Genomic DNA, 15,102 nt, shown 5'->3' with positions numbered 1-15,102 from the left:
TCGAGAGAAGGCGTTCGACAAAAAGCGAAGGGCCTGTCGCGCGCTAACTTACGCAACAGGCCCTTCGCGTTATGTGCCGTTTGCAAGCGGCGCCGAAGCGGCGGCGCCTCGCTCGCACGCGCTCAGCTACGCGGCGAGTTCTTCAGCGAGTCGCGGATCTCGCGCAGCAGCAGCACGTCTTCCGGCGTCGGCGGCGGCGCTTCGGGCGCGGCGGGCGCCGGGGCGCGCAGCTTGTTGATGAACTTGACCATCATGAAGATGATGAAGGCGAGAATCACGAAGTTGATTGCGACCGTGATGAACGAGCCATAGCCGAATGCAGCGACGCCCGCCGTTTGCAGATCCTTGTACGAATCGGGATTGCCCTTGAAATTGGGCGGTATGTGGCCGAGCAGGATGAACTTGTTCGAGAAGTCGAGGCCGCCCGTCGCGACGCCGACGACAGGCATGATCAGGTCCTTCACGACGGAATTGACGATCGTCGAGAACGCTCCGCCGATGATCACACCAACAGCGAGGTCCATTACGTTGCCCTTGAGGGCAAATTCCTTGAATTCCGTGACTAGGCTCATCAGGCGTTTCTCCTTGAAGTCGATGGCGACATGATAGCCAACGTTCGGCGCAGCGGGAAATCATTTGGGGATTAATCGCAATGCGCCACGGCACGACGCAGGAAGCGATTGTCGTGCCCGTGCAGCGTGAACGACGCTGACGGACGCATGCGCTGGCAATGCTGGAGCAATAACCAGACGCAAAAATCAGGCTCGAGGAAGTGCATTGAAGCGATCGCGGCGCGCGCAACGAGCCGGCTATATCGGCAGGCCCATCAAACCTCAGCGGCACGCGCCTGTTCGATATGCGCGGCAAACGTCACGGGATCGGTATTCGTCCCACATAGCAGCACGCCGACGCGCTTGCCTTGCAGTTGCTCGCGCAACGGGCCGAGCAGGGCGGCCGTGGCCGCTGCGCACGCGGGCTCGACGGCCAGCTTCAGTTGCGTGAAGAGGGTGAGCATCGCGGCACGCAGCGCGTCGTCGGTGACGGTGACGAGACGGTCGATATGACGGCGGCACAACTCGTAGCTGTATTGCTCGGTATGCGGCGCCATCAGCGAATCGGCGATCGAGTGCATGTGGCTCATATGCACCGTGTGATTTGCCGCGAAGCTGCGGTTCATCACGTCGGCGCCTTCCGGTTCGACGCCGTATACGTGCACGCGCGGATTGGCGAGCCGCAGCGCCGTCGAGATGCCCGCCGCCAGCCCGCCGCCGCCGATAGGCACGATCACCGCGTCGAGGTCCGGCGTTTGCGTCGCCCATTCGTAGCCGAGCGTCGCGGTGCCGAGCACCGTCCGATAGCCGTTGAACGGATGCACGAAGTAGCGGCCTTCCTCGGCCTCGATACGCCGCACGATCTCGAACGCTGCCGTCACGTTTTCCGCGACGACGACTTCCGCGCGATATTTCCGGCACAGCGCAATGCGCGCAGGGTTAGCCGCATGCATCACGACGACCTTCGCGCTGATGCCCATGCGCATCGCCGCATACGCGACGGCCACGGCATGATTGCCGCCCGACACGCAGGTGACACCCGCGCTGCGCTGCGCCGGATCGAGCGCGAGCAGATTCGTGAACGCGCCGCGCGCCTTGAAGCTGCCGCCCGCCTGCAGCAGCTCGAACTTGAAGTTCACGAGCGTGCCTTCGAGCGTCGGGAAATCCATCCGGTCGAAGATGGGCGTTCGCACGACCCACGGCGTCAACGCGAAATGCTGCGAGGCGATGTCGTCGAGCGTCGGTATCGGCTCGCCGTCGATCGTGCGGTCGGAGTGCTGCGTGGCAGTGGACATGGCGTGCGTACTCGTCTGTGGGGAAGGTCCGCGTTCGATGTCTTGTCGTCGGGTTGCCGTCGGCTCGTCGTCGCTTGTCGTTATATTGCTTGCGTCAATGCGCGTGCGCGTCGACCGACATGCTATGGATGAACTTGCCCAGAAAGCGTTCGCACTGTGCAAGCTGGTCGAGCGTGACGAATTCGTTAGCCTTGTGCGCCTGCTGGATGTCGCCCGGCCCGCACACGATGCTCGGAATGCCCGCTCGCGAAAACAGGCCCGCTTCCGTGCCGTAGGCGACCTTGCGCTTGTCCTGATCGGCCGTGAGCGCGCGCACGAGTTGCGTGATGGCCGCCTGCTCCGTCGCGTCGAGACCGGGCGCCGCGGCGATCTTCGTGAACTCGATCGCGGCCGCTTCGTGCTCGCGCTTCATCTTCGGCAGCAGCGTCTCGCGCGCGTACTGGTCGATGCGCGCGAAGATCGGATCGGGATCGAGCGTCGGCAGATTGCGGAACTCGAATTCGAAGCTGCATTCGGCGGGCACTGTGTTGATCGCATTGCCGCCCTTGATCGTGCTGGTCTGCGCCGTCGTGAACGGCACGTCGTAGAGCTCGTCGAACGGGCCTTGCTCGCGGAACTGGTCCGCCATGTCACGGATGAAGCAGATGAGCCGCGCTGCGTATTCGATCGCGTTCAAGCCCTTCGGCGTGAGCGACGAGTGCGCCGCCTGGCCGCGCACGCAGCACTGGTACGCGTTGATGCCCTTGTGCGCGATGATGGGCCGCATGCTGGTCGGCTCGCCGACAATGCAGCCTTCCGGCTTGACGCCGCGCTTCATCAGGTCGGCGATCATCAGCGGCGCGCCCACGCAGCCCACTTCTTCGTCGAACGAAAAGGCGAGATGGATCGGCTTCGCAAGCTTTGTCTGCTGCATTTGCGGGACCAGCGTCAGCGCCGCGCCGATAAAGCCCTTCATATCGCAGGTGCCGCGCCCGTAGAGCTTGTCGCCGCGCACTTCCGGCCTGAACGGATCGCTGTCCCATTGCTGGCCGTCGACGGGTACGACGTCCGTGTGACCCGACAGCACGATTCCGCCATTCGTCTCGCCGTCGTGCGCGGGAATTGTCGCGAACAGGTTCGCCCATTTGCCGCTTTCGTCGTGCGTGAGCGTCGCGTCGATGCCCCGCTCGCGCAGCGCGTCGCGCACGGTTTCGATCAGGCCGAGATTCGGATTGCGGCTGACCGTGTCCATCGACACGAGGCGTTCGACCCAGGGAAGCGAAGCAGGAGATGAAGCGTTGGAGACAACAGCGGAAGTGGAAGACGTTTGTGCGGACAGCGCTTTATCAGCGATCTGTGACATGACCTTGGCTCCAGCTTGTGTGTCATTCGATGATACCCAAAAAGCACTTAATAATCCAAAGCTCGATGCGCCAGGCGCTTGCGGGGCTTGGGTTTGCGCGATGCAGCAATCGTTTGGCGGGCAATGGAAGCGCTTCCGTCAGCACTTTGGGCTTCGACCGGTTTCGACGTTTTCCGGCGCGTCCACGCTCAGGCCAGCAGCGCGAGCAACGCGCGTTCGTAGACGCGATAGACGGGCGCGATGCTCGAAAGTTCGATGCGTTCGTTGGCCGCGTGAATGCCCTCGCAGCGCACGCCGAACCCGCACAGCGCGGGCACGCCCAGCGACGCGAGATAGTTGCCGATGTTCGACGGTCCCGCGACCACGCACGGCAGTTCCGCGCCGAGTTCGTCTCGTGCCGCGCGAGATAGCGCCATGACAATCGGATGCGATGCGTCCACGCGATACGCGGGCCAGCCGTCGATCCACTCGATCGTTGTCGCAAGCGATGCGTCGTGGCGCGCGTCGTGAGCATTGACGATCTCCGCAATGCAGCGTTGCGCTTCGCGTCGATCGAAGCGCGGCGTGAGCCGGCAATCGACGCTCAGCTCGCACCGGTCCGGCACGCTCGTGAACGTGCCGTCGCCCGCGCGGATGCCCGTCACCGTGAGTTGCGCGGGACGTTCGAAAGCATGATCGATGGGTAGCTTCGCGTCGTTCAACGAGGCCGCGAGAAAGGCGCCGCGTATCGCCGCATTGAGTCCGCGCGCGCTGCTGCCGCCCGAATGCGCAGCGATGCCGCGTACGACGAGTCGTGCCCGGACGAAGCCACGCGCGCCCACGACGATGCGATCGATGCCCGGATAGCCGATGAACACGCCGTCGGGCCGGGGCGCGTCGACGGCATCGAACAACGCGCGTGCGCCGCCGAAACGGCCTGTATGCTCGTCGAGATCGAACAGCACGCCGAGCGTGCCGGCGAATTCATCGGTGCGCCGTGCGAGCGCGGCGGCCAGATGCGCGTCGATCGCGACTGCGGCCTTGCTGTCGGCGCTGCCGCGGCCGTGCAGCCAGCCGTGCGCGATCCGCGCGCTCAGCGGCGCGTGGGTCCATGCGGATTCGTCGCCGAAACTCGCGGTGTCGAGCGTCGCGTTCAGCAGATAGTACGGACGTTGCTGCGCGTTCGCCGTTTCCGCCGTGCCGCGTATTTCCGCGTAAAGGCCAACTGGTTCGCCGTCGTCGCCAACCAGCCGGCGCGCGGCGACCCGATGTGCGTTGCACCATGCTTCGATACAGCCGAGCACGGGCGCGCGCGCATCGATTCCGCCGCGGCTCGGGATGCGCACAAGCGCCGTCATCAGATCGACGATCGATGCCGTGTCGCTCGCGGCTGTCATGCGATGCGTCCGCTCAGGACGCGACGCGCTGATCCGCCGCGCCTTTCGCCGGCGCGCCGAGCGCGCGCAACGTTTCCTTGACGGTCGCGACGCGCACCGAGAAGTCCGGGCTGCGCGTCTCGATGCGCAGCTTGTCCTGGCCCGCGAGCTTGATGTGCTTGTGCTTCTGGACCATCTCGATGATCCGCATCGCGTCGATGGGCGGATTCGGCACGAACTGCAAGCCGATCACCGCTTCGCCCGCGTCGATCTTCGAAATGCCGAGCGGCTTCGCGGCAAGACGCAGACGGTGCGTCTCAACCAGCGCATGCGCTTGCGGCGGCATCTTGCCGAAGCGGTCGATCAGCTCTTCCTGAATGCCGTCGATCGAATCGCTGTGCTCGCAGTTCGCGAGGCGCTTGTACAGCGACAGACGCTCCTGCACGTCGCCGCAATAGTCGGCGGGCAGGATGGCGGGCGTGTGCAGGTTGATTTCCGTCGTCGCGGCCAAAGGCGAGGTGAGGTCCGGTTCCTTGCCGTTCTTCAGCGCCTTGACGGCGTCGTTCAGCATGTCCGTATAGAGCTGAAAACCGATCTCGTGGATCTCGCCCGACTGCTTGTCGCCGAGCACTTCGCCCGTGCCGCGAATCTCGAGGTCGTGCATCGCGAGGTAGAAGCCCGCGCCCAGTTCTTCCATCTGCTGGATCGCTTCGAGCCGCCGTTGCGCCTGCTTCGTCAAGCCCTGCGGATCGTGCACGAGCAGATACGAATACGCCTGGTGATGCGAACGGCCGACGCGTCCGCGCAACTGGTGCAGCTGCGCGAGTCCGAACTTGTCCGAGCGATGGATCAGGATCGTGTTCGCGCTCGGCACGTCGATGCCCGTTTCGATGATCGTCGTGCACAGCAGCACGTTCGCGCGCTGCGCAACGAAATCGCGCATCACGCGTTCGAGCTCGCGCTCGTGCATCTGGCCGTGCGCGACGGCGATGCGCGCTTCGGGCACGAGCGCTTCGAGCATCTGCCGGCGGTTCTCGATGGTTTCGACTTCGTTGTGCAGGAAGTACACCTGGCCGCCGCGCTTCAGTTCGCGCAGCATCGCTTCGCGAATCACGCCGTCTTCTTCGCGGCGCACGAAGGTCTTGATCGCGAGGCGCTTTTGCGGCGCCGTCGCGATCACCGAGAAGTCGCGCAGTCCTTCGAGCGCCATGCCGAGCGTGCGCGGGATCGGCGTCGCGGTCAGTGTGAGCACGTCGACTTCGGCGCGCAGCGCTTTGAGCGCTTCCTTCTGGCGCACGCCGAAGCGGTGCTCCTCGTCGATGATCACGAGCCCGAGCCGCTTGAACTGCACATCCGACGACAGCAGCTTGTGCGTGCCGATCACGATGTCGACGCTGCCTTCGTTGATCTGCTGGATAGCGGTGCTGACTTCCTTGCCCGTCTTGAAGCGCGACAGCTCGGCGATGCGCACGGGCCAGTCGGAGAAGCGGTCGGTGAAGGTCTGCGTGTGCTGCTCGGCGAGCAGCGTGGTCGGCGAGAGCAGCGCGACCTGCTTGCCGCCCATCACCGCGATGAAGGCCGCGCGCAACGCGACTTCCGTCTTGCCGAAGCCGACGTCGCCGCACACGAGGCGATCCATCGGCTTGCCGCTCGTCATGTCGCCGATCACGGCGGCGATCGCGGCCGCCTGGTCGGGCGTTTCCTCGAAGCCGAAGCTCTCCGCGAACTTCACATAGTCGCGCGGATCGAGCTTGAACGCGTGGCCTTCGCGCGCCGCGCGGCGGGCGTACAGGTTCAGCAGCTCGGCGGCCGTGTCGCGGATCTGCTGCGCGGCCTTGCGCTTCGCCTTTTCCCACTGGCCCGAGCCGAGCGCGTGCAGCGGCGCGCTTTCGGGATCGGCGCCGCTGTAGCGCGAGATCACGTGCAGCTGCGAGACGGGCACGTAGAGCTTGCTGTCGCCCTGGTATTCGAGGTGCAGGAACTCGGTTTCGCCTTCGCCGAGGTCCATCGTCACGAGGCCCATGTAGCGGCCGATGCCGTGCTGCGAGTGCACGACGGGGTCGCCGACCTTCAGCTCCGACAGGTCGCGCACCATCGAATCGACGTTGCTCGCCTGTTCCTGGCGGCGGCGTCCCGCGCGGCGTGCGAGCGGCCCGTACAGCTCCGTTTCGGTGATGACCGCCGCGCCTTCGCCGGGAATCGCGAAGCCGTTCGCGAGCGGCGCGACACCGAGCGTGAAGCGCGCGTCGGAGGTCAGCCAGTCTTCATAGCTGTCGACGGAAGCGGGGCGCAGTGCGTTTTCCGCGAGCAGTTGCGCGATCGTTTCGCGGCGGCCCGCCGATTCGGCCGCGAACAGCACGCGGTTCGGCGTCGTGTCGAGATACGCGCGCAGCGCCGACACGGGGTCTTCGGCGTGACGGTCGATGGCCAGATTGGGCAGCGGCACGGCCCAGCCGCCGCCCGCGTTGCCGGGCAGCGCGAGGCGCGCGAAAGGCTTCGCGAACGCGAAGAAATCTTCGTCCGACAGAAAGAGCCGCTGCGGTTCGAGAATCGGCCGGTCGCGGTCATGCGACAGGAAGCTGTAGCGCTGCTTCGTGTCGGCGGTGAAGCGCCGTATCGCGGCGTCGAGATCGCCGACGAACGCGAGCTGCGCGCCTTCGGGCAAGTAGTGAAAGAGCGTCGCCGTTTCTTCGAAGAAGAGGGGCAAATAGTATTCGATGCCCGCCGACGGCACGCCGTTGCCGATGTCCTTGTAGATCGACGCGCGGCTCGGATCACCTTCGAACACTTCGCGCCAGCGGCTGCGAAATGCCGTGCGCGCGGCTTCGTCGAACGGAAACTCGCGGCCGGGCAACAGGCGCACGTCCTTCACGGGATAGAGGCTGCGCTGCGAGTCGGGATCGAACGCGCGGATCGAGTCGACCTGATCGTCGAACAGGTCGATCCGGTAGGGCAGCGGCGAGCCCATCGGGAACAGGTCGATCAGCGAGCCGCGCACGCAGTACTCGCCCGGCCGCACGACCTGGCTCACGTGCTCGTAGCCGGCGAGCGTCAGTTGCGCCTTGAGCTTCGCCTCGTCGAGCCGCTCGCCCTGCGAGAACGAAAACGTGTACGCGGCCATGAACGACGCGGGCGGCATCCGGTAGAGCGCGGTCGTCGCGGGGACGAGCAGGATGTCGCAACGGCCTTCGCCGAGATCGTGCAGCGTCGCGAGGCGCTCGGACACCAGGTCCTGGTGCGGCGAGAACGAATCGTAAGGCAGCGTTTCCCAGTCGGGCAGCAGACGCACGCGCGCATTCGGTGCAAAGAACGCGAGTTCTTGCGACAGCCGCTGCGCATCGACGGCGCTCGCGCAGACGACGGCGAGCAGCGGCATCTGCTGCCGATAGGCGAGGTGATAGCGGGCGATCAACAGCGCATCGGACGAGCCGTGCGTGCCGTCGAAAACGAAACGCTGGCCGGCCTTGACCAGCGCGACGGGCGGTTCGGTGGAGGACTGCGTGGATGCGGCGATGTCGGGCATAAAAGGAAAACGGCCTTTGGGGTGACGCGAAGGGTGACGCAAATGAGCAACCTGTCGATTACCAGCGTGGGACCATCGGCTCGCGACGCGCCCGGCCAATGGATTGCGCCAGCGGACGCCTCGAAGGCGTGTCGCCGGCGGAACACGAGCGGCAAGTTTACGCGTGTCGGGGCATGCGTGCCGAGCACCTATTATAAAATCCGTCCTTCACTTTGAACTGCGCCGCGTCCTTTCCGTGACTTCCCGCCTGTTTGCCCTGATTCCATGCGCCGGCACCGGCAGCCGCTCCGGAGCGCCGATGCCCAAGCAATATCGAACCGTCGCGGGCCGCGACATGCTGTATTACTCGCTCGCTGCGTTCGATGCATGCAGCGAGTTCGCGCAGACGCTCGTCGTCCTCGCGCCCGATGACCAGCATTTCGATGCGCGCCGCTTCGGCGGGCTTCGCTTTGCCGTGCAGCGCTGCGGCGGGGCATCGCGGCAGGCGTCCGTGCTCAACGGGCTGCATGCGCTCGCGCAGTTCGGCGCCCGCGACGACGACTGGGTGCTCGTGCACGACGCCGCGCGGCCCGGCATCACGCCCGTGCTGATCCGTGCGCTCGTGAGCGTGCTCAAGGACGACGCCGTGGGCGGCATCATGGCGCTGCCCGTCGCGGATACGCTCAAGCGCGTCGCGCGCGGCACCGACAATCGCATCGATCACACCGAGCCGCGCGACGGCCTGTGGCAGGCGCAGACGCCGCAGATGTTCCGCATCGGCATGCTGCGCGAGGCGATCTTGCGCGCGCAAAGCGACGGCCACGATCTCACCGACGAAGCGAGCGCAATCGAATGGTCCGGCCATGCGCCGAAACTCGTGCAGGGCAGCTTGCGCAATTTCAAGGTCACGTATCCCGAAGACTTCGATCTGGCCGAGGCGGTTCTCGGTCGCGCCACGGCGGGCTGAGCGGCGCGTGCCGATCGGCCGATTGCGCTTCATCGCAGTAACGCTTTCACGACATCACGGAACCCCACGCATATGGATTTGAGAATCGGACAAGGCTACGACGTTCACGCAATGGTGCCCGGACGGCCGCTCATCATCGGCGGCGTGACGATTCCGTACGAGCGCGGGCTGCTCGGCCACTCGGATGCGGACGTGCTGCTGCATGCGATCACCGATGCGCTTTTCGGCGCCGCCGCGCTCGGCGATATCGGCCGCCACTTTCCCGATACCGCGACCGAGTTCAAAGGCGCGAACAGCCGCGTGCTGCTGCGCGAGTGCGCGGCGCGCATTGCGAAGGCGGGCTTCGCGATCCAGAACGTCGACAGCACGGTGATCGCGCAGGCGCCGAAGCTCGCGCCGCATATCGACGGGATGCGCGCGAATATCGCGGAAGACCTGAGCCTGCCCGTCGAGCGCGTCAACGTGAAGGCGAAGACCAACGAGAAGCTCGGCTATCTCGGACGAGGCGAGGGGATCGAAGCGCAAGCCGCTGTGCTGCTGCTGCGCGGTTGAGCCTGGGTTGATCGCGCGTACGTCGAAAAGTCGCGCGCAGCCGTACATCGCAACCACACGCAGAAAGGCTAACGCCACGCATCGCGTGGCGTTTTTTCATGCGCAAGCGCTTATGGCTCGCGTGCGGTTACTTGCCTTCGGCGACGATCACTTGCGCAGCCGCGTTGATCACCGACGCGATACGGCCCACGTCGCGCAGTTGCGTCGAGCTCATGCCTTCGTTGATCAGCGTATCGAAGTGCGACTTCACGCAGAAATGACACTTGCCGATGATCGACGCGGCAAGCGCGTACATCTCGAAGCGGCGCTTGTCGACGCCGCCGTGCGACGCGTAAGCGTTCATCCGCAAGCCGGCCGGCTGCGATTTCAGATCGGCGTTGCCCGTCATCTCGACGTACGGATACCAGACGTTGTTCATGCCCATCAGCGCGGCAGCCGTCAGCGCGCCGTTAACTTCTTCCGGCGACAGCACGCCCGCTTCGCGGATCGCGGCGACGATCTTCGGGCTCTTCGCAGCGAACGCGGCCGCCAGCGCGACGCCGACGGCATCGTTGCCTTCCAGCGACGAGCGCGCAATCGTGCCATCGAGATTCAGGCGAATGTCTTTGGCGTAGTCGGGAATGTGTTCCTTAATCGCTGCGATGAATTCCATTGATATCTCCTATCATTTTGCCGATAAAAAAGCCCGCTGGCCTTTTCAAGCGTAGCGGGCTTTCGACTGCACGTGCTTACAGCGTTGCGCCGCCGACGACGCGGTTGCACGGGCACAGCTCGTCCGTTTGCAGACCGTCCAGAATACGCAGGACTTCTTCCGGATTACGGCCGACGTTCAGGTTGTTCACCGAAACGTGCTGGATCGTGTTGTCCGGATCGACGATGAACGTCGCGCGCAGCGCAACGCCTGCTTCCTTGTCGCGCACGCCGAGCTGGTCGATCAGTTCGCCCTTCACGTCGCCGAACGCGTAGTGGTTCAGCTTGTTCAGGTCCTTGTGCTCGCGGCGCCATGCGAGCTTGACGAATTCGTTGTCCACGCTGCCGCCCAGCAGAACGGCGTCACGCTCTTCGAAGTCCTTCTGCAGCTTGCCGAACTCGACGATTTCCGTCGGGCAAACAAACGTGAAGTCCTTCGGGTAGAAATAGATGATCTTCCACTTGCCCGGGAACGACGATTCGGTGATTTCTTCGAACGCCGACACGCCGTTTTCTTCGTGGTTATTGAAACCCGGCTTCGCAGCGGTGACGGTGAAAGCTTCGAGTTTATCGCCGACAGTTTTCATGCGCTTGCTCCTTTGTGAATTGGCAAATGAGATTCGAAGACAACCTGCTCAAACTACCTGCTGGCTGTAACGAACGCGTTACACAGCCTAAACTATAACTCTATTAAACGATCGTATCAATAGTTTTTATCTAACAATTCGGATAGATTTTCTCGAAGACGCCGATAGCCCATATTGGAAAGAGCGTTTTGCACCGTTTTCGGGAACAGCTTTTGCCCAAAAAGCGACAGGGGAAAACAGCTCGCGGCGTCGTCGGCTGCCCTCCGGCAGAGGCGTGCTGAAACAGCGTCGGACGGGGCGTCAGACGCTCCTGGCGAGCGGAAACTCGATCGTCACTTCAAGGCCGGGCAGCGGCGTACGATTGCGCAGCCGCAATGCGCCGCGATACCGGCCGACGAGCCGCTGCACGATCGCCATGCCGAGGCCCGTGCCGTTGGCCTGCGTCCGCGCCGTATTCACGCGATAGAAAGGCCGCGTGACGAGTGCGAGCTGGTCCTCGGGAATGCCCGGACCTTCATCGACGACCGACAGTTCGACCCGCGAATGCGAGACGCGTGTCTCGAGAATCACGCGCGGAATGCCGTCGTCCTCAGACAGGCCATATTTGCGGGCGTTCTCGATCAGATTGCCTACGACTCGCCGGATGTCCGTCTCGTCCGCCTCAATCACAGCAGAAGGAGCAAGCCGCGTGACCAGCCGCATGCCGTCTTCGTTCGACATGCGCGCGGCCAGCTCACCCGCGATCACGGAAAGATCGACCGGCTCCGGATTTCTCTGAACGGGGCGCGCGTAATCGAGGAAGCGTCCGATGATCATGTCCATCTGCTCGATGTCGTCGATCATCGCGTCCTTGGTCGTCTGATCCGAAGGGCTCATTTCGGTTTCAAGACGCAGACGCGCAAGCGGCGTGCGCAGGTCGTGCGAAATGCCGGCGAGCATCAGCGCGCGGTCGGCTTCGAGTTGCTCCAGGTCCTGCACCATCTGGTTGAAGCTTCGGTTCGTTTCCGCGGCGACGCCCATGCCGCGCTCGGGCAGTTTCTCGGGCGCCTGGCCCGATCCGACCTTGCGCGCGGCTAGCGCCAGCCGCGCGAACGGCCTGTTCACCAGACTAGTGATGAATGCCGCGCCGAACAGCGATAGCGCGAGCGCGAATATCCCCCAGCCGGCCCATTGCAGGCCCGTCACGTTATCCAGCTGATCGCGGTCGAGCGCGACCCAGTAATCGTCGTCGTCGATCTTGAAGCTGATCCATACGCCCGGAATGTCGTTGACGGACTGCGCGATGATCGTGTCGTCGCCGAGCCGTCCGCGTATGTCATGCTCGATCAGCCGATTGAGCGACTCGTCGGGCTGCAGCTTGTATTTGTCCGTCGTTTCGCGCGGATACACGCGCACGCCCTCGTTGCTTTCCAGGTCCTGCAGCAGCGCGCGCCGCAGATCGGGATCGGAATAGAGGAGCGCGGTGCGCGTGAGCTTCACGATCGCGACGAGCTGCAGCGCCACGCGCTGTGCACGTGGCTCGCGCTCGATCACGCGAAAGCTCTGGAACCATGCGGCGAGACTGACCGCGATCAGCAGCGCGATCAGCAGGAACGTGCGCCAGAAAAGGCCGCCGAACGCGAGCGTCAGGAGGCGCCGGTCGATCCGCATGCGACCTTCTTGTCGACGAGAAGAGGGAACTGCAACGGCAGGCTTAGGCTGCGCCGTCGGGGATGAAGACATAGCCCAGACCCCAGACTGTCTGGATGAAACGCGGGCTGCCCGGATCGGGCTCGATCAGCTTGCGCAGACGCGAAATCTGCACGTCGAGGCTGCGGTCGAACACTTCGTACTCGCGGCCGCGCGCAAGCTCCATCAGTTTTTCACGCGACAGCGGCTGACGCGGATGGCGCGCGAACACCTTGAGCACGGAGAATTCGCCTGTGGTCAGCGGGATTTCCTGGCCGGCTTTGGTGAGCGTGCGCGTCGCGAGGTTCAGCGCGAACTCGCCGAACTCGAACACTTCGGACGTCTCGGACGGCGCGCCCGGCAACTCGGACGGCGACTGGCGGCGCAGCACCGCGTGAATGCGCGCGACGAGCTCACGCGGATTGAACGGCTTAGGCAGATAGTCGTCGGCGCCCATTTCAAGGCCGACGATGCGATCGACATCTTCACCCTTGGCGGTGAGCATGATGATCGGCGTGCGATCGTTGCTGCCGCGCAGGCGGCGGCAGATCGACAGACCGTCTTCGCCCGGCAGCATCAGGTCGAGCACCAGCAGATCGAAACGCTCGCGCACCCACAGCTTGTTCATCGAGGGTGCGTTCTCGGCAACATAAACGTTAAAGCCCTGCTCGCCGAGATAACGGCGCAGCAGATCACGCAGACGCGGGTCGTCGTCGACGACGAGGATTTTCGAAGGGTTTTTGGTTTCCATGGTCGGCATCTTAGCGCGATTAGAATAGGGTGCGAGTTTGCACTAATTATCACGTAACAGTCAGTTACAAAATTTACCGGGCCCGTGGCACGACGTAAAGCCTTGGCGCTTACACTCCTTTACTGTTTGCGCCAGTTCGGTAGATACTTCACTCGAATAAGGCTCTTGCGCCCGGTCTTCAAGCCGGAGTCATTACACGTATCTGAGGTTGCCGGTTGCCGCGCCACGAAGGGAACAAGATGAAGGGAGGGGTCTGGCCGAACATGCGCCTGAGCGTGATCGCAGTGGCAGTTGCGATCGTGTTCGTGAGCGCTGCGGGTCCCGTCTCCGCCCATGCCGAATCTTCGACGGAACGTACAACCGAGTCGCGCCCAGTCCAGCGTCCGCACATGCGCACCGTGCGTCAACCGCGCAATCCCAACGCCGATCGTCCCGCATCCGATGCCATCGTTCGCGCAACCGCCGTGCCGCCCGATCTCGATCAACGGCGGCGTGACGGGCATATGACGCCGGAAGAAAGACGTCTGCTGCGGCAGCACATCGAAGACGCCGTACGCGAGCTGTACAAGCGCTGACGGGTTTTTGCCTTACACAGGCTGCGCGCCGGTTGCGCCATTGGCGAAGCACACGCGATACCTCTTGCGAGGCGTGGATGAAACGACGCGAGTTTCTTTCGATGGCGGCTGCAACGGGCGCTGCGCTGTCGATGTCCCGCGCGTTCGGTACGCCTGTTCCCACGAGCGGCATAGCGCCGCAACCGCATGCGTGCGCAACGGCCGCGGGCCGTCGCGGGAAGCTGCTTATCCTGATCGAACTGAAGGGCGGAAACGACGGATTGAATACCGTCGTGCCGTTTGCCGATCCCGCTTACTACGCGCTGCGCGGACACATCGCCATCCCGCGCGATCGGGTAATCGCGCTCGACGCGCGCATGGCGCTGCATCCGTCGCTGCGTCCGCTGTTGCCGTCGTGGCGCAGCGGGCAACTGGCCGTCGTGCAAGGCGTCGGCTGCGCGCAGGCGAGCCCGTCGCATTTCCGGTCGACGGAAATCTGGGACACGGGCTCGCGCGCCGACGTATATCGGCGAGACGGCTGGCTGGCTCGCGCATTCGCGCAGTGGAGGGCGCAGCAGGTCCGCGCTTCGGCTGCTGCATTCTGCAACGTCGAGGCGGGACCGTTTGCGGGTTTATCGTTTGCTCACGCTTCGCCCGGCGCATGGGCGCATGTCCTTAAGGCAGACGATGCGCCTTGCCTCAATCGAAGCAACATGGATCTCGCCGAAGATGATCGCGCGACAGATAGCGCCTTCGATGCCTCTATCGCACCGCCATCGCGTCCCGCCACATTTCTCGATTCGATTGACGCCGTGTTGCGCACCGCGCTTGTCAGTACGAAGCCGGGTTCGTACAGCGCAATCCGCGTGACGCTCGATGGTTTTGACACGCACGCCAATCAGCCCGAACGCCACGCGGCGCTGCTCGAAGAATTCGCGCAGGGTTGCGCGATGCTTCACGCGGAACTCACGCGGCTCGGCGGCTGGAACGATACGCTGATCGTCACGTACTCGGAGTTCGGCCGGTCCGCGCGCGAGAACATGGTGCGCGGTACCGAACATGGCGGCGCTGCCGCGCACTTCGTGATGGGCGGACGGGTGAGGGGAGGCCTGCACGGACAGCCTCCCGATCTCGCGCGACTCGACGCCACAGGCCAATTGCCCGTCGAGATCGACTTCAGACGGCTGTACGCAACCGTGCTCGGCCCGTTCTGGGCGCTCGACGCACGAGACATCTTGCAGGACGACGTGAAGCCGCTGCCGTTGCTGCGTGCCTGATACGCGTCGAT

General features: G+C 64.1%; 13 protein-coding genes. 4 read left to right on the top strand and 9 right to left on the bottom strand.

The window, feature by feature from the left end:
• Window positions 1-122: 122 nt before the first annotated feature.
• From mscL to mfd, 5 genes are all read right to left on the bottom strand, one after another.
• Entirely contained in the window at window positions 123-572 is a 450-nt protein-coding gene (gene mscL / locus AABE10_RS17745; protein ID WP_342934582.1) for a large conductance mechanosensitive channel protein MscL, read from the bottom strand.
• A gap of 254 nt (window positions 573-826) precedes the next feature.
• Window positions 827-1,846 carry a threonine/serine dehydratase gene (locus AABE10_RS17740; protein WP_342934581.1) on the bottom strand — a complete coding sequence of 340 codons (1,020 nt, stop codon included), beginning with the start codon at window positions 1,844-1,846 and terminating at the stop codon, window positions 827-829.
• A 94-nt stretch (window positions 1,847-1,940) separates the two neighbouring features.
• On the bottom strand, window positions 1,941-3,188 hold the full coding sequence (gene argE, locus AABE10_RS17735; RefSeq protein ID WP_342934580.1) for an acetylornithine deacetylase: 1,248 nt from the start codon (window positions 3,186-3,188) through the stop codon (window positions 1,941-1,943).
• A 188-nt stretch (window positions 3,189-3,376) separates the two neighbouring features.
• Window positions 3,377-4,564: a M20 family metallopeptidase gene (locus AABE10_RS17730; protein ID WP_342934579.1), complete on the bottom strand. Its 1,188-nt coding sequence runs from the start codon at window positions 4,562-4,564 to the stop codon at window positions 3,377-3,379.
• 13 nt (window positions 4,565-4,577) lie between these two features.
• Window positions 4,578-8,066 carry a transcription-repair coupling factor gene (mfd, locus tag AABE10_RS17725; RefSeq protein ID WP_342934578.1) on the bottom strand — a complete coding sequence of 1,163 codons (3,489 nt, stop codon included), beginning with the start codon at window positions 8,064-8,066 and terminating at the stop codon, window positions 4,578-4,580.
• A 235-nt stretch (window positions 8,067-8,301) separates the two neighbouring features.
• Between mfd and ispD the strand changes: the two genes are divergently transcribed.
• Together ispD and ispF are read left to right on the top strand one after the other, a co-directional pair.
• Complete coding sequence (gene ispD / locus AABE10_RS17720) at window positions 8,302-9,012, top strand: 2-C-methyl-D-erythritol 4-phosphate cytidylyltransferase (protein ID WP_342934577.1); 711 nt, start codon at window positions 8,302-8,304, stop codon at window positions 9,010-9,012.
• A 72-nt stretch (window positions 9,013-9,084) separates the two neighbouring features.
• Entirely contained in the window at window positions 9,085-9,564 is a 480-nt protein-coding gene (gene ispF, locus AABE10_RS17715; protein ID WP_342934576.1) for a 2-C-methyl-D-erythritol 2,4-cyclodiphosphate synthase, read from the top strand.
• A 127-nt stretch (window positions 9,565-9,691) separates the two neighbouring features.
• Here the strand turns inward: ispF and AABE10_RS17710 are convergent, their stop codons facing one another.
• The 4 genes from AABE10_RS17710 to ompR all read right to left on the bottom strand — a co-directional run bounded on the left by AABE10_RS17710 (window position 9,692) and on the right by ompR (window position 13,269).
• Window positions 9,692-10,216 carry a carboxymuconolactone decarboxylase family protein gene (locus AABE10_RS17710; protein ID WP_342934575.1) on the bottom strand — a complete coding sequence of 175 codons (525 nt, stop codon included), beginning with the start codon at window positions 10,214-10,216 and terminating at the stop codon, window positions 9,692-9,694.
• A gap of 76 nt (window positions 10,217-10,292) precedes the next feature.
• Window positions 10,293-10,841: a peroxiredoxin gene (locus AABE10_RS17705; RefSeq protein ID WP_342934574.1), complete on the bottom strand. Its 549-nt coding sequence runs from the start codon at window positions 10,839-10,841 to the stop codon at window positions 10,293-10,295.
• Window positions 10,842-11,141: 300 nt separating this feature from the next.
• Window positions 11,142-12,491: an ATP-binding protein gene (locus AABE10_RS17700; RefSeq protein WP_342934573.1), complete on the bottom strand. Its 1,350-nt coding sequence runs from the start codon at window positions 12,489-12,491 to the stop codon at window positions 11,142-11,144.
• Window positions 12,492-12,534: 43 nt separating this feature from the next.
• Window positions 12,535-13,269, bottom strand: a complete 735-nt coding sequence (ompR, locus tag AABE10_RS17695; protein ID WP_007585880.1) for a two-component system response regulator OmpR — start codon at window positions 13,267-13,269, stop codon at window positions 12,535-12,537.
• Between the two features lie 230 nt (window positions 13,270-13,499).
• Here ompR and AABE10_RS17690 point away from each other — a divergent pair, with 230 nt between their 5' ends.
• Window positions 13,500-13,835: a hypothetical protein gene (locus tag AABE10_RS17690; RefSeq protein WP_342934572.1), complete on the top strand. Its 336-nt coding sequence runs from the start codon at window positions 13,500-13,502 to the stop codon at window positions 13,833-13,835.
• Between the two features lie 77 nt (window positions 13,836-13,912).
• Window positions 13,913-15,091: a DUF1501 domain-containing protein gene (locus tag AABE10_RS17685; protein ID WP_342934571.1), complete on the top strand. Its 1,179-nt coding sequence runs from the start codon at window positions 13,913-13,915 to the stop codon at window positions 15,089-15,091.
• Window positions 15,092-15,102: the final 11 nt, after the last annotated feature.

It is taken from the genome of Paraburkholderia diazotrophica, from assembly GCF_038900755.1.
GTDB lineage: Bacteria > Pseudomonadota > Gammaproteobacteria > Burkholderiales > Burkholderiaceae > Paraburkholderia > Paraburkholderia diazotrophica_A.
Note: the sequence above shows the minus strand (reverse complement) of the source record. Positions and strands in the feature narration are given on the sequence as shown.